At 59.3% G+C, this 16,885-nt stretch carries 16 protein-coding genes and 1 tRNA gene; 7 read left to right on the top strand and 10 right to left on the bottom strand.

Going from position 1 to position 16,885, the window contains the following annotated elements; genetic code table 11:
• Positions 1-2,378 (bottom strand): Eco57I restriction-modification methylase domain-containing protein (locus AKG11_RS31285; RefSeq protein ID WP_050746797.1); only part of this gene is annotated, 2,378 nt, incomplete at its 3' end.
• Between the two features lie 172 nt (positions 2,379-2,550).
• Here AKG11_RS31285 and AKG11_RS31280 point away from each other — a divergent pair.
• Positions 2,551-2,633: transfer RNA gene (locus tag AKG11_RS31280), tRNA-Leu, on the top strand.
• A 246-nt stretch (positions 2,634-2,879) separates the two neighbouring features.
• On the opposite strand, the gene AKG11_RS31275 is transcribed toward AKG11_RS31280, so the two are convergent.
• A complete protein-coding gene (locus AKG11_RS31275; RefSeq protein ID WP_050746796.1) occupies positions 2,880-3,812 on the bottom strand; it encodes a hypothetical protein in 933 nt (310 codons plus the stop codon).
• Positions 3,813-3,966: 154 nt separating this feature from the next.
• Here AKG11_RS31275 and AKG11_RS31270 point away from each other — a divergent pair, with 154 nt between their 5' ends.
• Positions 3,967-5,553 carry a type IV secretory system conjugative DNA transfer family protein gene (locus AKG11_RS31270; RefSeq protein ID WP_156334188.1) on the top strand — a complete coding sequence of 529 codons (1,587 nt, stop codon included), beginning with the start codon at positions 3,967-3,969 and terminating at the stop codon, positions 5,551-5,553.
• Position 5,554: 1 nt separating this feature from the next.
• On the opposite strand, the gene mobQ is transcribed toward AKG11_RS31270, so the two are convergent.
• Entirely contained in the window at positions 5,555-6,817 is a 1,263-nt protein-coding gene (gene mobQ, locus AKG11_RS31265; RefSeq protein ID WP_050746794.1) for a MobQ family relaxase, read from the bottom strand.
• 273 nt (positions 6,818-7,090) lie between these two features.
• Here mobQ and AKG11_RS31260 point away from each other — a divergent pair, with 273 nt between their 5' ends.
• Complete coding sequence (locus AKG11_RS31260) at positions 7,091-7,351, top strand: hypothetical protein (RefSeq protein ID WP_050746793.1); 261 nt, start codon at positions 7,091-7,093, stop codon at positions 7,349-7,351.
• Entirely contained in the window at positions 7,326-8,381 is a 1,056-nt protein-coding gene (locus AKG11_RS31255; protein ID WP_156334187.1) for a hypothetical protein, read from the top strand. Before AKG11_RS31260 ends, AKG11_RS31255 begins: the two co-directional genes overlap by 26 nt.
• Positions 8,382-8,553: 172 nt before the next feature.
• Here AKG11_RS31255 and AKG11_RS31250 read toward each other — a convergent pair whose 3' ends face one another.
• The 7 genes from AKG11_RS31250 to AKG11_RS31220 all read right to left on the bottom strand — a co-directional run bounded on the left by AKG11_RS31250 (position 8,554) and on the right by AKG11_RS31220 (position 14,155).
• Complete coding sequence (locus AKG11_RS31250; protein WP_050746791.1) at positions 8,554-9,894, bottom strand: Y-family DNA polymerase; 1,341 nt, start codon at positions 9,892-9,894, stop codon at positions 8,554-8,556.
• A 2-nt stretch (positions 9,895-9,896) separates the two neighbouring features.
• Positions 9,897-10,454, bottom strand: a complete 558-nt coding sequence (locus AKG11_RS31245; protein ID WP_082342876.1) for a LexA family protein — start codon at positions 10,452-10,454, stop codon at positions 9,897-9,899.
• 731 nt (positions 10,455-11,185) lie between these two features.
• Complete coding sequence (locus tag AKG11_RS31240; RefSeq protein ID WP_245290299.1) at positions 11,186-12,244, bottom strand: hypothetical protein; 1,059 nt, start codon at positions 12,242-12,244, stop codon at positions 11,186-11,188.
• A gap of 169 nt (positions 12,245-12,413) precedes the next feature.
• A complete protein-coding gene (locus AKG11_RS31235) occupies positions 12,414-13,052 on the bottom strand; it encodes a DNA methyltransferase (protein WP_197284048.1) in 639 nt (212 codons plus the stop codon).
• Positions 13,052-13,243: a hypothetical protein gene (locus AKG11_RS31230; protein ID WP_050746790.1), complete on the bottom strand. Its 192-nt coding sequence runs from the start codon at positions 13,241-13,243 to the stop codon at positions 13,052-13,054. The genes AKG11_RS31235 and AKG11_RS31230 overlap by 1 nt, the downstream gene beginning before the upstream one ends.
• 340 nt (positions 13,244-13,583) lie before the next feature.
• Positions 13,584-13,895 carry a type II toxin-antitoxin system RelE/ParE family toxin gene (locus AKG11_RS31225; RefSeq protein ID WP_050746789.1) on the bottom strand — a complete coding sequence of 104 codons (312 nt, stop codon included), beginning with the start codon at positions 13,893-13,895 and terminating at the stop codon, positions 13,584-13,586.
• Positions 13,895-14,155, bottom strand: coding sequence for a type II toxin-antitoxin system ParD family antitoxin (locus tag AKG11_RS31220; protein ID WP_050746788.1), 261 nt, complete (start codon positions 14,153-14,155; stop codon positions 13,895-13,897). Before AKG11_RS31220 ends, AKG11_RS31225 begins: the two co-directional genes overlap by 1 nt.
• Before the next feature lie 478 nt (positions 14,156-14,633).
• Here AKG11_RS31220 and AKG11_RS31215 point away from each other — a divergent pair, with 478 nt between their 5' ends.
• The 3 genes from AKG11_RS31215 to AKG11_RS34010 all read left to right on the top strand — a co-directional run bounded on the left by AKG11_RS31215 (position 14,634) and on the right by AKG11_RS34010 (position 16,864).
• Complete coding sequence (locus AKG11_RS31215) at positions 14,634-15,314, top strand: ParA family protein (protein WP_050746787.1); 681 nt, start codon at positions 14,634-14,636, stop codon at positions 15,312-15,314.
• Positions 15,292-15,639 (top strand): hypothetical protein, encoded by a 348-nt coding sequence (locus tag AKG11_RS31210; RefSeq protein WP_050746786.1) that lies wholly within the window; start codon positions 15,292-15,294, stop codon positions 15,637-15,639. Before AKG11_RS31215 ends, AKG11_RS31210 begins: the two co-directional genes overlap by 23 nt.
• Before the next feature lie 112 nt (positions 15,640-15,751).
• Positions 15,752-16,864 (top strand): AAA family ATPase, encoded by a 1,113-nt coding sequence (locus AKG11_RS34010; protein ID WP_082342872.1) that lies wholly within the window; start codon positions 15,752-15,754, stop codon positions 16,862-16,864.
• Positions 16,865-16,885: the final 21 nt, after the last annotated feature.

Genomic DNA, 16,885 nt, shown 5'->3' with positions numbered 1-16,885 from the left:
AACACATCAATCTCACCGGAGAATATCGCTGGCCAAAGCCTTAGCGTAGGATTCCGCCCCCTCCCGCAAACGACCCCTTTTACGTCATTATCAATCACGAAAGCATCATTTAAGCCTGTCTTTATACCGTAGAGGGGCGAGCCGTAGATATCCTTCAGAGTCGACCGACCCTTTCGAATTTTCGCCCGAAGTGCCTGAAGCGCAGCTCCCTCGAGCTCCCAAGAACCGATTGTCAATGTAGATTGTGGGTAGGCCGTCGCATTCTTGGCGTAAGTTGCACTAAAATTGGACTGTGGGTGCTCTCGCAGATTCCAAAAAGATAGCAAATGCTGCTGATCAGGTTTCGCATGGCGCATGACCAGGATGGCGGGATAGGTAGTCACGCCTTGGAAAATTTGCAGGTCGCCAAAATCTACAACGTGTTCGAGCGATGCCTTCGTCCGCAAAAACTCACGCAGCGGCGCGCCGGCCCGGGTCTTAAAAAAAGTGGAGCTCGAGATATATCCGAGCCGGCCACCATTTTTCAGCAACTTAAGACCTCGCTCAAAGAAATAGCAATAGAGATCCGCTCGATCGGAAACCACCTCAAATCGCTGCTCGAGGTAAGGCTTGATAGCCTTCAGAAATTCCATGCGGACATAGGGCGGATTGCCGAGAACAATATCGAATCCACCGTCCGCAAAGACCTGGGGAAACGCCTTACGCCAGCTGAACCCGTGTTTGAGGTAAGCGAAGTTCGAGTCTTCAATCAAGCTGTCGCCAACTTTGAGATTATTGTCCAAGCTGTCCAACATCTTGCCGCGCCGGGCTGTCTTCACCCAAAGCGAGAGCTTGGCGATCTCGACGCTCTCTTCGTTGACATCAACGCCGAATAGATTGTTGGTGAGGATTTCGCTGTCCGGATCAAAGAGCCCTCGAGCTCCACCGCGCAAATCCGCGATCTTCTCGTTGACGCGGGTAACTTCGGCCTTCATGTAGTCGAAGGCCATGACGAGGAAAACACCTGAACCGCAGGCAGGGTCCACAATTCGGAGAGTCTTGAGGCGGTCGCGATAAGCCTCCCAGGCCTGTAACTCCGCGCCTTTGCGCTTCCATTTGATTTCTTCGTCGCCCGCACTGGCGCCCTTTTGGGCATACAAGTCGAGAATTTGCTGAAATATTTCCTTGAGATGGGCTCCGATCGTTTGCTCGACGATGAACCTTGCGACATAGTCGGGGGTATAGACCACTCCGTCGCGCTTCCTACGGCCAGTCGTGCCAGTGGCCTTTTCCTCCTCAACGACCTCGCCGCGTGCAATCGCCTGTAGGCGCTCAACGTCTGCAATAGATTGTTCGAAGATATGGCCGAGCACCGTCACCGAAACCTGTGAGGCGAAGTCATAGTCGCCAATCCGTTTGAAACCTTCACAAACCTCATCAGGCAGTGTGATTGAATCTACAATGGGATGGGTTGCAAAGAGGCCACCATTATATGGAGGGACATCCAGACGTTTGTTGCCTTTATCGATGGCGGCGAAAAGGCCTTTGAAATTGTCCCACACAGGCCGAGGATTGAAAGGATCCGCGTGCTCAAACGCTTTCTCTAGAATCCGCTTGGGCAACAGCCCGGTGTCTTCGGCGAAAGCGGTGAATAGCACGCGATCCAGAATCGTCTGCGCTGCAGCTATGGCATCCAGCGGCGGATAATGAGGAGCGGCGTTCTGGACGGCGGTGATCAACTTACCCCGGAGCGCCTTGTAATCACGATACAGCTCATCGGTTATATCCTTGTCTTCCTTGCGGCTCTCGGCCAGAAGGTCGAGAGTTCGGCCTGACAAGAGATTATCTGCGCTAAGGAGCAGCATAAAACGGGCGTATTCGGCGGGCTCAACTAGCTTTGCGAGGTCGAACTTCTCGTAGGCTTGGGTACCTTCCCCGAAGCCATACAGCCGCAGCTCCACATAGTTTGAAACAAGGACCCATTTCACGCCCGGTGCATTGGTCGCATATTCCCAGGCCTGCTGAACAGGGCTCTTTAGACGCCCTGGCATGATGGCGTCCAAGTCCTTGGTCTTTGCCCCTTTGAGCTCCAGCGGGGCTATGATTTGCTTTTTATCGGGGCCGAAGTTGCCGAGAGCAAGGTCAACAGAACCTCGAAGGATGGCCTGTTCAGAGGTGACCGTATGGTCCGGACTTTGAATAGCACTTGTGTACCCTAGAACCGCCTCCACGATCTTCGACTTAAAATCACCGTGCAGCGCCGTTTCTTTGATCGACTGGATGCGGCCGCTGGTAATGGTTTCAGACCATTCTTTGAGACGGTCCCTATGGGCATCCGGTATGCCGGTGCTGCCGGAAATATGGCGTTCAATAGTCTTGGGATTAAAGAGTTTCGTCATGGGCTATCACAATAGTAGAACAACCTGCAGTTATCAGCAACATAAGCCGCTCAACAGACCTCGCTAGGCTTGTCCCAACCCTTTTCTAAATATCCTCGGGGCGCGGGGCCGACGGCCCCGTCACTCAACAAAGACAACACTGCTGGCTTCCCCCATGCTATCATTGACGTGTGCCGGCATGGCGAAACTGGTAGACGCAACGGACTTAAAATCCGTTTCTCTCGAGTGTGGGTTCGAGTCCCGCTGCCGGCACCAGGTTAAAGGCCTGGTACGCCTTGTTTCCACATCCGGTAGGCCTCGGGGCTATCGCGCTGGACCTGCTTTTCGGTCTTACTCTCACATTCCCGGCATAAATTGCGGTAAGCGATGCGGGCATGATGGAGCTCGCGATCGCGGTCCTGGCGATTGTCAGCCTGGTCAGCCTTTCGCATATGGCGCCGGATAGCGTCAGCGTGTCCCTGCAGACTCAACCCTGCCTCCCCTGGTCGGAGCGTCAGCTGCTCAGCAACGGCGCGAACCCATATTGGCATTGCGTGGGATCTGTACGAATAGCTCGTCCGGCGTAAAATCCCGGAAATTCAGGTCGCTGGGAACCTTCACCATCGGTTTCCACTTGAATTGCTGACCCGGGGAGTATTTCAGGAAGAAATTTTTCTGCAGCGTGATGACGAAGCTGAGCTTGTGGTTGCCGGGCTCGAGAGGCAGACCTTCCATCAACTGCGTTTCTGTCTCGCCGGAAAAGCGGATCAGCTCGTTGTTGTCGACGGAGTAGCTCAGTTGGCAACTATGGCCGAAGCCGCATGTGGTGTCGATCGCAAAGGCATAACGTCCTGGATCTTTTGCATGGAAGACGCCCTGGAAGCGATAGATGCTCATTTCCGTGTCGTTGGTGGCGCCAAGCGTGCCGGTAAACTCGCAGTTCTCCACCACCATCGTTCGCTTGGCATCGGCCGACAGCTGCAAGTCCTTGCGCCAAGGATGCAGTTCGACGAGCCAGCCCGGCAGGGTCTTCATGTCCGGGTGGGCCGTCTCGTTCACCGGCTCATTCGCAGGCTCGGTTGTCGTTGTGGTGGTCGTTTTGCTGCCACCCTCAAGCAACTTCTCCAGGCGATCCAACCGCGCCTTCAGCTCCTCATTTTCCTTCCGCAGCTCATACACCTCAGACCCGCCGCCGGCCTGGACCATCACCAAGGGATTGGCAGGATTGAGGTCAATGGTTGAGTTCCGGAACCGTAGATCCGGGCGGGGAATGTTCCTCGCCACTGCCAGCTTGATGCGGGTGGTGCGTAGATTCGTACCCGGGGCGTGCTCCTTCACCCAGGCCTGCAGGGCAGCCGGGATCTCATACTCGTAATTACGCAAGGTCGATTCCTCGCCACCTTGCCCGGCAAGCAGAAACAGAAACAGGAAACTCATGGAATACGAAGCAAACATGCACGCCCCCCCAATAATCACCGGCAACCTAAGGAAGCATGAATCGCGGAAAATGCAATCGGGATTCCGTCGGGAACCTTGGAATCTCTTCGACAGGCACGTAAGTTATTCTACTGACCATCTGCCATGATTGCATGCCAGCCGGGCAGGTCGCTTGGATGAACCCCGCGCGCGTGAGACCATCGTGGACGTGATTGCCTGGCTCCTCCGTATGCTTTTTCAGGGCGTGAAGCTCCTCTTTGGGCTGCCGTTCGGTGGGCGCCGGAAAAACCGGAAGAACGCCTTTGGGTCCTCGCGTTGGGCCACCCGCTTTGAGGAGCTATGGGGCGGCATGCTGTTTGGTTCAGGTGTGATCCTCGGGCGCGGCGCCTGGCGCCGGCTGCTCCGCTTTTCCACCGACGGCCTGGTCATGGTTTTCGCGAGCACCGGGGCTGGCAAAGGCTTGGGCATCGTGGTGCCGACGCTGCTTACTTATAAAGGCTCCATGGTGGTCACTGACCCCAAGGGCGAGAACTTCGCTATCACCGCCCGGCGCCGCGCCAGTTTCACCAATGTGCTGCGCCTCAGTCCTACGGATCCACTCCATTCCGCGCGCTTCAATCCCATGGACATCATCCGGCGAGGCACGGTCAACGAACCGACCGACGCGCGGGCCTTGGCGAGTCTGATGGTGATGCCGCAGGAAGGCGAGGAGAACCACTGGGACAACAAATCGGTATCACTGCTCACGGCGCTCATCCTCCATGTCCTGGACGAACCCGCCTCAAGCCGAAATCTCGGCACGGTACGCCGTCTGTCGGTCGGCTCGCCCGAGATCTTCATCGACACCCTGCGGGAGATTGCTGAGAGCTCGCCTTCTTTGGCCGCACAGGAAATCGCGTCCGGTGCGCTCACCACGGCGATAGGCAAGGACAAGAAGCTTACGCCCGAGTATGCCTCGATCATTTCCAACATGCAGAAGGCGACAGAAATCTGGTCGAACGGCTCACCGGTCGGCACGTTGGCGGGCAGCTCGAGCTTCCAGCTCGAGGACCTGGTGAACAAACCCACCACGATCTACCTCTGTGTCGATGAGGACGTGTTGGACGTCTATGGCGGATGGCTCCGCGTGATGGTCGGCTGCACCCTCAAGATCCTCACCAGGGCCAAGATGAACCCGCCCAAACGCAAGGTCATGCTGATGCTCGACGAGGTAGCCGTGCTTGGCCGTCTCGACACCCTCGAGAAGCAATCGGGCTTGCTGCGCGCCTATTGCACGCCAGTGCTGATCTGGCAGAACCTGCCGCAGATTATGAAGATCTATCAAGGCGGGGCCCGGGCGTTTCTGGCCAATGCGTCGGCCCGGGTGTTCTTCGGTCTCAACGATAACGACACGGCCGGCTATGTCGCCACAATGCTAGGCCAGGCGCCGGTGCTGAGCACCTCGACTTCGAGCTCGGGTTGGGGCTCCCAATCCGAAAGCCAGTCAGAAAGCGGCTATTGGCTGCTCGACACGGCCGAGGTGCAACGCCTCAAGGTCAACCAGGTGATCATCAAGCATCGTAATGTCGCCTATCCGGTCCTCGGCCGTCGCATTGACTACCGGCGTATCGTGTGGTGGTGGGGACGCTGGGACAGGTGGCGCCGGTCTTCGCGTCCGGTCGTAAGCCAGCCGCCCGAACCGCCCCGACCGGAGATCGCTCCGGACCTTCCGTCCGCACCGCCGCAGTCACCGTCCATTCAGCCGCAACCGCAGGCCTGATCTATTTCGGTTTGCGTTCTCGCCCGCCGCGTTCGCGGCCATCCCGCTCGCGCCAATCACGGCCGGCCTCGCGCAGCCAACCCTCCACCTCGCGCTGCCGCACCAGGCCGTCTTCTCGTGTCCGAGCCTTGCCGGCGATGATCTGCTCAAGCATCCGCAACATGCCCTGCAACTGTTCACGGCGCTTACGGGCATGAGCTTCGATACGGGCGGCTTCCGCCTTGCGCGCCTTCTCCTCCTCCGCCGCCTTCCAGCGGTCAAAGCGGAATTTCTTCCCGCCGTGAAGGCCTTCTAACTTGAAGGTGATGCGCCGCTCCCAATAGTCCATCTTGCGCCGCAGCCGGTCACATCTGCGGTTGATGTTGATTAGGTCTTGCTTGAGTTTCTTGTCGTTGCCGACGAGGACCTGCTCCAGCCATGACAGCCGTGACCCCTGGTCGGTCGCCGGATAATTCCGCTGACGCCGCGCGGATGTCGTGGCGCCTTTCGGCTTGCGATAAGGGCCGGTCATTCGCACTTCGCTGCGGGGTCGCTGGGTACGCTGAGCCACCCGTCTGGCTTTGGGCCCGACATGGGTCTCGGGCTTCCGGGCGAGGCGCTCGGCCGCCACCATGTCGCCGATGCTCCTTGCCCAATCCCGCTGCGCCTCGAGCGTGCGATGGTCCACGCGGACCTTCTTGCCAGCGCGCTCTAGGGCACGGTTGCAGGCCACCGCCCACTCTGCCCGCCAGACCTGCAGCAGCTCCTTGCTGTTCCATTCCCGGGTCTTCACCGGGTCGAGGCCCTCCCGTGTGGCGCGCCGCAAAGTCAGCATGACATGGGCATGATAATTCTTCGCGGATCCGCTGTCCTTCACCGGATCGTGCAACGCGAGGTCTGCCACCATGCCTCTAGCGACGAACTGTTTCTCGACGAAGTCGCGCACGAGCTCGATGCGGTCCTCCTGGCTGAGCTCATGAGGCAGCGCCATGTTGAATTCGCGCGCCAGCTGGGCATCCTTTCGGGTCTCCAGCGCTTCGACCGTGTTCCAGAGTGTCTCGCGATCGGTGAGCCAGGGCGCACTGCCAGGCGGGGTCAAGATCTCCGAATAGACCACGCCACGGCGGTTGCTGTAGTCGTGGGTTTGATCCTTGCCATGGTCGCGGAGCTTCTCGCCGGCGCGGTAGGCAGCGGCGGCCACGGCCTTAGAGCCCGGCCTGAGAGCGCCGTTCACGACCTTCGGTTTGCGGCCCAGGATCTGTCCGGAGAAATGATAAATCGCCAAACATCGACCTCGCTACATCGGCGGGAACCGCCGCCGTGGCAGTCCTGCCACGTGCTCAAAACCACGCCCTTCTGGGCGTCCCTTCCGGCGCTAAGTCACGCCCTCGTGACCGCCGGGGCACCTATGTTGCGAAGCAATGTATAAGTGCGCTATTACAACTGTCTATCTTTTTCTTGTCTGTCTACTGTGACTCGCTATCCTGACCCTGTAACCTTCCTTTGGTCCTCCATGCATTCCAGATCCTCCGTCCTTCGTGTGGCAGGCAATCTACTGGTGATCATACTCCTCCTGGTGGGTGTGGCCTGTGTGCTGGACGTCGTCTTCGCCTGGATCGGTATCCGTCCTTTCTTCACCTGCCAGGTCCTGCCCATGTGGCTCGCCCTGTCGGACCCCTGGTCGCTGCTCGCCGCGCTGGCAGGGCTTTTGCTCTGGGCGGTCACTCGCTCCCGCGAAGCCATGCTGATCTTTGTCATCGGCCTGATGGTTGGTGTGCTACCCTGGATCATCAATGGATATACCTCGACCTGTTTATGACGGCGCGCTGGCGCTGGCTCTCCTTGTCGCGGCGCCAGTGGCGCTGCCGCAGGCATGGCACGCCGCGCACCTCCTCCTGCCGTCCACTCCGCCTGAAGCCATTTATGAATACCGGCTTCGACGCGTGACCCCGGCTGACTATGAAGGATGGATCGAAGTGGCATTGGATGGGGAGGATCCGGAGCTCGCTGGCAGTCTCGTGGCTCTCGCGCAAGGCCGGGAGCTATCCCTCCCCTCCCCGCTCCTGCAGCGTGTTAGCGCCGCACAGGAGCTCGATGTCGCCCGCTCCGCGCGCCAGGTCTGGCAAGGACTTCGTCATGGCGACGCCAAAAGCCCGGAGGCTTTCGCCGGGGCTCTCGCGTCTGACCTTACCGGTGTCACTGATGTCCGCGATCTCATACGCGAAGGAAAAGCCTATCTCGCCGATCAGCCCCACGACGGTCTGACCCTCGTCCTCGCCATTGCCGGGCTAACGGCCACGGGTGTCACCCTTGCCACCTGGGGCGGAGCCAGCCCCGCCCGCATGGGTGTGACAACCCTGAAACTCGCTCACAAGGCGGGTGACATCCCGCCGGCGCTTCGTGCAAGCATTTCCAAACTCACCAAGGAAAGCCTCGATCGTCCCGCACTGGACCGCAGCCTCAAGCTCCTCCGCCAGGGCGATCTCACGGCCGGACGTCAAGCGCTCGCCGGCGCCCTGCGCCCGGCGCCGCTGCGCACTCTGCAAGGTATGGCCACCGACCTTGGCGACGTGGCCCGGACCCAGGGCTATCGGGCCAGCCGGGATGTCCTGCGGAACGCCCACAGTCCGCAGGACCTGTCGAGGCTACGTGCAATCAGCTCCCGCTTGGGCAAAGGGTTTCGCGCCGCCATCGCCCTACTCGGTCCAGGTCTTGTCACGCTTGCCGGGCTCATGGTGACCCTGATCGCCTGGCTCACGACCGGCGCGCTATGGATCCTGGCCGTCCTGTTCGTTGCTGTTCGCATGCTGCGGTGGTTGCTCCGCCACCGGCGAGTCCATGTTTCATGAAACCGACGCGCTACACGCGAGGCAGGGGGCAAGCCCCCTGCACCCCCTCCGAGCCACCCCACCGTCCGATGTTCCACGCTAGCTCCGTGCATGACGTGCCCGCGGGGGCTGTCTGCCCCCGCACCCCCGAGGATATTTGCAAAAGGGTTAGGACACGTCTTGAGCGGGCATTTCACGGGGTTTTGTGTTGGGACGGGTCCGGTCCGCGTGACGGACTGCCGGCAGCCTGTGAGAGCGCGCGTGCGCCGTCCTTGACCTCAAGCAACTCCGCCCATCGGGTGGTGTAGCGCCGCGATCGCCGCTCACTGCGCAGGCTCCAGGCCTGGCTGGTGCCGGCGGCAGCGAAGCTGACCATGCCGCGTCCGTAACGGCGGTTCAACTCGTCCAGGGCGCTCATCAAGGCCTGGCGCTCTGGACCGTCGGCAGCATGGAAAAGTCCCGGCTGGGCCTTGGATGCCGGTTGAAGATCCAGACAGATGACGCCCGCCTTCTTGTAGCGGATGCCGGGCTGCCAGATTCGCGCGACCCCGTGCAGGGCTGCCTTCAGGAGCCGCGACGTATCGGCCGTGGCCACCGGGAGGTGCACTGTATGGGTTCCGCTGTACTGCCGCTCGTCCGGCTTAAAACGATTGGAGAGCGCGAAGACGGTCACGGCCGAGGTTACCAGATCCTGCCGGCGCATCTTCTCGGCCGCCCGGCTGATGTAGCTTGCCACGGCTTCCTCGAGCTCACGGCGGTATTCCACGGGGCGGCCAAACGAACGCGATGCCATGATGGTCTGCCGGTTGGCGGCAACGGTTTCCAGCCCGAGACATGGCATGCCGCGCAGCTCGAGCACCATCCGCTCTATGACCACGCTGCAGTGCTGCCGCACGAATTTGGGATCTGCCGCTCGCAAGGCCAGCGGCGAGGCGATGCCGAGCGCGACCAGCCTTTGCGCAAGGCGTCCGGCTACCCCCCACAGATCGGTCAGTTCCAGTTGGGCCAGGGCCTCGGTCTGGCTCGCCTCATCCGCCAACACCAGGACGCCGCCCGTTGCGGCCCTCTTCTTGGCAAGGCGGTTGGCCACCTTGGCGAGAGTCTTGGTAGGTGCGATCCCGACCGATACCGGAATGCCGGTCCATGCGAGAACCGTCTGCCGCACCTGCCGCATGTGCGCCTCCGCTCTCCCCTCGAATCCCGCCAGATCCAGGAAGGCCTCATCGATCGAATAGATCTCAAGTTGGGGCGTCATTTCCGCCAGAATCTGCATCACCCGTGCCGACATATCGCCATAGAGGCTGTAGTTGCTCGAGCGCACGATCACGCCTTCCCGTTGGAACAGGTCTTTGTTGAGATGCCAGGGGGCCCCCATGGCGATGCCCAGCGCCTTGGCCTCATTGGACCGCGCGATCACACAGCCGTCATTGTTGGAAAGCACCACCACCGGCCGGCCGCGCAGGCGGGGCTGGAAGACACGTTCGCAAGAGGCATAGAAGTTGTTGCAATCGACCAAGGCCAGGAGATCGGCCATGGCTAGAGCATGCGAATGGCGCGGGAAATGACGCCCCAAACTTCGAAGTCGCGGCCTTCCTCGATGACGATATCGGGGAACAGGGGATTTTCGGCGTGGAGGGTCACAGTCCGGTTCCGGACCCAATAGCGCTTGATTGTGAACTCGTTGTCCAGCAGCGCGAGGACAATGCAACCGTGCACTGGCGCGCGGGCACGGTTCACCACGGCGATGTCGCCGGGGAAGATACCTGCACAGATCATGCTCTCACCGGCAACGCGCACCGCGAAGGTGGCGGCCGGGTTCTCGATCAGCAACTCGTTGAAATCCAGCGGCCGGTCCAGGTAATCGTCGGCGGGGGATGGAAAGCCGCAGGCGGCCGTCGCACCGACCAGCGGCACGGTCTGGTTCGTATCACCCGCCACGTCCAGAAAGGCGTTGACGTCGCCGGCGCGGATGCCGCGTTCCGCCAGGCGCCGTGCCAGGTCAGCAACCGGTACCGGCAAACGCACCACGCGGGTCCCCTGCCCTTTCGGCCGCCCAGCCCCCGGCCGGCGTCCGCCATGGGTGCGCGTCGACATAGCCAATCCCCTTCTTGATTTCTGTTACAAGAATTACACAGGACGAGGAGGTCCGCTAGCAGGTTCTGGAGATTTTTCGAGATGCTTGGCAAAGCAAGCCGATCGTGATTCAATGAAGCCACGGTACAGCCAGGGATGGCGATGACCGTAAAGGGTTAGGAGGCCCCGCCGCGTAACACCGGTGGGGCAGCCTCCAGGTTCTTCCTGAGCGGGCTTTTAAAGCCGTTTCCCTCTACTCACATCTTCCATTCCATAGGACCCATCAAAACCGCTTCACAATCGGCGCCATGCGCCTTTGTGCGCGTCTCTCCCATGCTTTCGTCCCTCCTAACCCTTTTGCAAATATCCTCGGGGGTGTGGGGGCAGACACCCCCCACGGGGTGCTTCGCGCCTTTTTCGAGGGGATTTGTGTCTATAATTATCTTTTTATTATCTATATAAGAGTCTATAGGCGGAAATCCTTTTTTGAAAACAAATGGTTACCTTGTACTTTTGGGGCGTTGTTTCCCGGATTTTGGGGCGTCACTTTCCAAAGTTGGGGCGTCAGTTTCGGAAATTTGGGGCGTCACTTCCGGTCCTCCGCGAAACTGATTTTAGGGCTCAGGAAGGCATTTTGGGGCGTCATTTCCGGCCGATTTCCAGCAAATACAGGCTTTTAAAGCGCTTTAGCCCACCACACAATACTGTTCTTGGGGCGTGGTTTCCCGTTCAATATCAGTGTTTTAAAAGACTTAGGCCTGCTTAAGCAGGTCCATTTCAAGCTGGCGCGGTGCCGCGTGAATGTAGTGATAGCGGCGTGACTTGTTTCGCCCGGCGCCGGTCACCTCTTCCCGCCATTCCGCCAGGCCGCCGGCGAGCTGCATATCACGGAAGGCTTCGCGGCACTCTTTGCGGAATTGGGCGCGATGCGCACTGGTCATGCCCTCGGCCCAAAGGTCCCGCCCTGCGAGGTTGGCCAGGCGTTGTTCGTCGATGTAAGTGTGATTTGGCTGACTGTCGATAAACGGCCAGAAGGTTTTGGCATGGTCGGATTTGAGGCGGAACTGAACATCCGCATTAATGCTGACCAGGTACGCCTTCTCAATCATTTCGAGAACTGAGGTGCCGTACTGCACTGTGATTGGACTGTCGAGCTGGGCCCCTTCCCAGTCGACCTTTTCGATGATCGACGATGAGGACCCGGGCAGGTCGGCCAGATGCCCCCGGTTGCGGCTAGTGCGGATTTTCTCGAGCTCGGCCAGAGAACTGCCTTGCAGGATCCGCAAGGAGACCTGCTTGATCTCTTCCAGGGTCGTCAACATGCTCAGCAGGTTGTTGACGTGCTCGAGTCGGCCCGTAACCTTCAAAAGCTCGCGCCAGGTCGTCTTGGTCTGATAGACCGTGATGTTCTGTAGGGCGAGGGTGCCCGGCCGGTAGTCCGGATTCGGCAGGGAGATTTTGGTGCGCGGCAGGCGGAAGAGGGCGTAAATGGCATCGCGGTGCTGGGAGCCAAGCTCCCTACCCCGGACCTCGACAACAGAGTAACCCGGTACCTCGTAAACCCGAACGAAATTGCTGTCCGTGATGAGTCCCTTGCGGCGGGGCGCGAAGGCGGACGTCCGGGCGAGCTTGGCGGGCATGATTGCGGGCTGCTTGCGCCCGCGCCGGTTCTGGAGAGACCTTTTCTTCCGTTCAAGCCGGTTCAGCTCGGCTTCGGTCAGGGGCTTCTTGGCAGTGCGGGCTTCCGCCAGAATGGCGTCGCGGTTGGCTTTTTTCTGCTGCTTGCGCGAAGGCGGTAGGCTATCGTTCATGAATCAGTTCCCATTGGCCGAAGCGTATCGCAGCAAGGGAACGAACGCACCAAAAACCGGAATCTACGCCCCAAAAAAGTGCTGATTTCTGCGGCGCTCATGAAACTAGGCCCATGATATCATGAAGTCATGATTAGTGGACGTCATGAGAAAGGCCCCGAAGGGCCTTCTAGAACGCCTCATGCAGTCGTAGACGGGCCGACAGGTGATGGTTTGGATCAAGCTCCATCCCAAGGAAGTCGCGGCCGCACTCGAAGGCTGCTGCGAGCGTCGAGCCCGAACCGCAGAACGGGTCTAGCACCAAATCTCCGGGCTTGGTGAGCCCCTCGATCAGCATCTTCAGCGGCCGGATGGGCTTCTGTGTCGGGTGTAAACGGTTACCTGTGTAATCCCAGGGTAGGATGTCGTCTAGGCGGTTGGCGGGGAACTCCGGATGCCCCTTGGCCAGCAGATACGCCTGCTCATGCCGGTGCTGTAGGAACCGCTTCGACGATGCATAGGGCTTGGCGAACACTAGATGCCCGACGATGCGAAAGCCGGCGGTCCGCCAGGCATCGACGAACCGATCGACCTCATTCCAGCCGTAGAAGCTGACCGCCAGGCCCCCGGGTTTGAGGACGCGGTACATCTGCAGGAAGGCGGGCTTGAGCCAGTCCGCGTTGTCGTCGTTGGCGACGGTGCGGCCGTGACGGTCGCGGTAGCGGACCAGGTAGGGAGGATCCGTGAGGATGAAGTCCACGGACCCGCTCCGCAGGCGCTGCATCAAGGTGATGCAGTCGCCGTGCAGGATGGCGTTGCGGGCGTTCACTATTCGTCGTCCCGCTTGGCTTTGAGCTTCTGAACCACCAGGCGGCCGTTGACCGGCAGGGCTGAGAGCTGGATGGTGAACCCGTCGCCGCTGCTGGTTGGCCATGCGGCCCCGATTTTCGTCCAGAAGGCTTTGTCGCCCTCCCCTTCCACGATGTAGACGCCGTGGGTCGGCTTCTTGTTGGTTGTCATGGGTTTCTCTCCCGTTGGTTTCTCCGGCCACGCCCTTCGCGGCCGGTCGGGTTTCCAAGGGGGCATGGCGAGAGGCGCGGAACGCGCCGGCCGGCGTCAACGGCCACACGGGAGCGCAAGCGAAGGAGCGGGCAGCCGATTGACGGCGGGCGAGACCTGCCCCACACCCGACCGATACCAGGCCGCAAGGAGTTGGCCGGACCAACGGCCGAAAGCCGACAACACATCAGCCGACACGGCAGAGACCGGCGAAGGTGGCGCAGGAATGGAGAATATCGTGGGCATGGCCGCATAGGCGCGAGGCTCGCGACCCTCCCTGCCCTACCCATGTAGCCCTGAACTACAGACGCTCGTCGAGCAGGTCGGCGGTAACGTCCCGACCGCCATAGAATACGCCGAGGACAATTACCTCGGTAGCGTCAACGACAAAGGCGATGCTGGCACTTCGCTTGTAACCGATGATCCGCAGTCCGGGCAGCATATCGGTGCGTTCGGTCCCACGCCTCGGAAACTCGGCAAGACCGTTGATCATCTGACGAATTCCCGAGACATACCCTAAGGCGCGGGCGTCCCCAGCTTGTTCGGCGATGTAGAGGTAGAGGTCGAGCAGCTCCTGGCGCGCCTCGGGTCGAAGAGTGATCGTGTACGCCATTACTTGGCCGTGCGGACCTTATGCATGGCATCGATCTCAGCAAACACCTGGTCGGCCGGAATCGCGGTGCTGGGATCAGCCCTATGGGCCGCCAGGCGTCCCGGCAGCTCTTCCCGGATCCAGCGCTCACGGCCGGCTTCGTGATCCTCGAGCATGCGCAGGCCTGCGCGCACCACTTCGCTCACGTTATTGTAACGGCCCTCGTCGACGAGCTCTTTCACGAACTTCTCGTAATGGGCGCCAAGCGCGATACTAGCCATGGTCGGATCTCCTTTCCCTTAGTATGGGGCGTTCGCTTGCTTATGACAATAGATAACAATAGATACTGACACTTCCAAACTTCATGACTTTAGGACATCCTAACCATACGACTTAATGGAGTGCCTGCTTGGCTTAGGAAGCATGGTAATAGGCCTGATCAATCCAAAACTTTCATGGCCGCCCAATCCGGAAGCTCACGTTAGGCGCCCGCTCCTGGACGGCAGAAAGAATCCAGCCGGTGCCGGCAAGGTCTTCCTTCTCGTGGAGGGGTGCTCAGGTGGATCCCGAAGTCATGATGTCATGACTTGTTGCAGTCATGACGCACACCCTAGCAGGTCATGACTTTAGGACATTGGCACTTAAGGAGATTATGGTATCCTCACTTCCGAATATCCCGACTTGCGGACTTGGGGATTTCTTAACCTTAGGAGGTTAGAACCTCCATACGTCCATATGTCATCAGCTCAGGAGGTCCTCATGCCATTGCCTCAGGTCATTGTCATGGCCACCGGGAAGGGCGGCGCCGGCAAATCGGCTCTGACCCGCAGCCTAGCCGCCCATTTCCTTGCCACCAAACAGAACCCTGCCATTGTCGATGCGGACCCGCAGGCAAGCATCGCCAGCCTGCATGATGCAGACGGCCCCATGGGCAAGATTCCCGTCATTGCCGACCCCGAAGCCGAAACCGTCCAGGCCTCGATCGAGGACCTGGTGGCGAAGCACCGTCCGGTGCTGGTCGACACCGCTGGTTTCCGCAACCAGACTACCATAATGGCGGCAATCCGCGCCGACCTGGTCGTCATTCCGCTCAAACCCTCAGCCGAGGACATTCGCGAAGCGGTCGCCATGTACGAGTTGGTGGGGGAGCTCAACCAGATCCCCGAGCGCAAGGGCAATCCTATCCAGGTGGTGATGGTCATGACCATGACAACGCCTGGCACAGTCATCGTGCGCCAGATCCGCAAAGAGCTCGAGGAGAAGGGTTTCCCACTGCTCGAGGCGGAAATGACCCAGCGGGTCGTCTATCCGGAGCTGTCGATGCGCGGACTCGCGCCATCTGTTGTGGATCCCGAGAGCGCGGCCGCCCGCGACATCGCCAAAATCGCTATGGAAATCGTGAAGAGGGGAGGGGCCCATGAGCAAGTCCACGCAGCTTGAAGGCATCCTGAGCCGCGCCACGTCCACCACGCCTAAGGCCGTGCCGCAGGCAACCACGGCCGACGTCGTGAAGCTTGCTGAGCCTGCCAAGGCCGTAGAACCCGTGCCGACGATGAAAAAGGCCAAGGCGAAGGAAGAGCAAGCACCGGCCCGGGAAAAGCAGCTTCCGGTTCAGGTGGAGGTTCCGGAGTCCGTCGAGCGTGCGCTCAAGATCCGCGCCGCCACTGACCGCACCACTACGCGCAACCTGATCCTGCAAGGCCTGCGCGCCATTGGGTTCGAGGTGTCGGAAGAAGAAATGCGGGACCGCCGCAAACGCGGGTAGACTCCGAAGTCATGACTTAATGACGTCACCAAATGGTGACGTCATTGCTTCTGCAAGTTGCTAATATCATTACCGCCCCTTAAAGTGGTTAGAAATACTTCAGGGGGAAAGAATGTACATCGAGAAGGTGCGGGTGGAGGGCTTTCGCCTCCTCAGCGATGTTGAGGTTATGCTCGAGGCCACATCTACAGTGATTGTGGGACGAAATAATAGCGGAAAGACCTCGTTGACTGATGTCTTCGAGCGGTTTTCTGGAGACGGCTCTAGAAAATTTCGACTTGAAGACTTTTCAGCTGACGTCCGAAGCAAATTTGTAGAAGCGAAAGCTCGCTTCGACACGGATCAAGATGCCGACAAAATCTTTGAAGCTCTTCCTCAAATCAGGCTTACGCTCACTGTCCGCTATGAGAAAGCAGAACGTTATGGCCCGCTCGCACCATTTATCATTGATCTTGATGATGATTCGACCACCGCAATCGTCCAGCTTGAATATTCCCCTTCGATAAAATCTGTAAAATCGCTTTTCGATTTCCCACCTAAAGAGGACGGCGTCGAAGAACTTCATTGGTTCTATCAAAATCTTCGTGAGACCTTGCTGAGGCATTACTCTGTAAAGATCTCCGCGATTGATCCCACTGATGCGACTAACATCAGCTATTTCGAAAACTCTGCGCCGCTTCAGGCCTTAATCCAATGTGACGTCGTTCGCGCGCAACGAACCCTGGATCACATAAAAAACGGTGACGCCGAGGTAATTGGGAAGCTGTTGGGCGGCCTCTATAAAACGGCCACTTCAGCGACGGCTGCCGAATCCGATAAGGCCCTCGCGAACGAACTGAAAAAGCAAATTTCCGGCGTGGAGAAGGGCATTCAAACTGGTTTTGATGAGATGGTCAAAGGGTTGCTCCCTGCGCTCGCTGTATTCGGCTTCCCGAGCCTCAATGACACAGAGCTGCGGCCCGAAACTTCATTGAACGTGGAGAGTCTGCTCTCGGATCATACGAAGATATTCTACGCGGGCGCTCATGGCGTGCATCTGCCGGAAGGCTATAACGGCCTGGGAACTCGAAACCTCATCTACATGCTGCTGGAGCTGGAATCATTCCATAAAGCTTATCGCGCCCGGACTGTGGACGGGGGAATCCACCTCATATTCATCGAGGAGCCTGAGAGTCTGACTCGAAAAGCCTTCAACGATATCGGTACCTTGCAAGTCGCCTTGTGATCAGGCGAATGTGGGCGATGA

The organism is Shinella sp. SUS2 (assembly GCF_001262505.1).
Classification (GTDB): domain Bacteria; phylum Pseudomonadota; class Alphaproteobacteria; order Rhizobiales; family Rhizobiaceae; genus Shinella.
Note: the sequence above shows the minus strand (reverse complement) of the source record. Positions and strands in the feature narration are given on the sequence as shown.

Coding starts and splice junctions, on each gene's coding strand:
- AKG11_RS31275 (WP_050746796.1), bottom strand. CDS start 3,812: ATGTTTGCTTCGTATTCCATGAGTTTCCTGTTTCTGTTTCTGCTTGCC.
- AKG11_RS31255 (WP_156334187.1), top strand. CDS start 7,326: ATGGATATACCTCGACCTGTTTATGACGGCGCGCTGGCGCTGGCTCTC.
- AKG11_RS31250 (WP_050746791.1), bottom strand. CDS start 9,894: ATGGCCGATCTCCTGGCCTTGGTCGATTGCAACAACTTCTATGCCTCT.
- AKG11_RS31245 (WP_082342876.1), bottom strand. CDS start 10,454: ATGTCGACGCGCACCCATGGCGGACGCCGGCCGGGGGCTGGGCGGCCG.
- AKG11_RS31240 (WP_245290299.1), bottom strand. CDS start 12,244: ATGAACGATAGCCTACCGCCTTCGCGCAAGCAGCAGAAAAAAGCCAAC.
- AKG11_RS31230 (WP_050746790.1), bottom strand. CDS start 13,243: ATGACAACCAACAAGAAGCCGACCCACGGCGTCTACATCGTGGAAGGG.
- AKG11_RS31225 (WP_050746789.1), bottom strand. CDS start 13,895: ATGGCGTACACGATCACTCTTCGACCCGAGGCGCGCCAGGAGCTGCTC.
- AKG11_RS31220 (WP_050746788.1), bottom strand. CDS start 14,155: ATGGCTAGTATCGCGCTTGGCGCCCATTACGAGAAGTTCGTGAAAGAG.
- AKG11_RS31215 (WP_050746787.1), top strand. CDS start 14,634: ATGCCATTGCCTCAGGTCATTGTCATGGCCACCGGGAAGGGCGGCGCC.
- AKG11_RS31210 (WP_050746786.1), top strand. CDS start 15,292: ATGAGCAAGTCCACGCAGCTTGAAGGCATCCTGAGCCGCGCCACGTCC.
- AKG11_RS34010 (WP_082342872.1), top strand. CDS start 15,752: ATGTACATCGAGAAGGTGCGGGTGGAGGGCTTTCGCCTCCTCAGCGAT.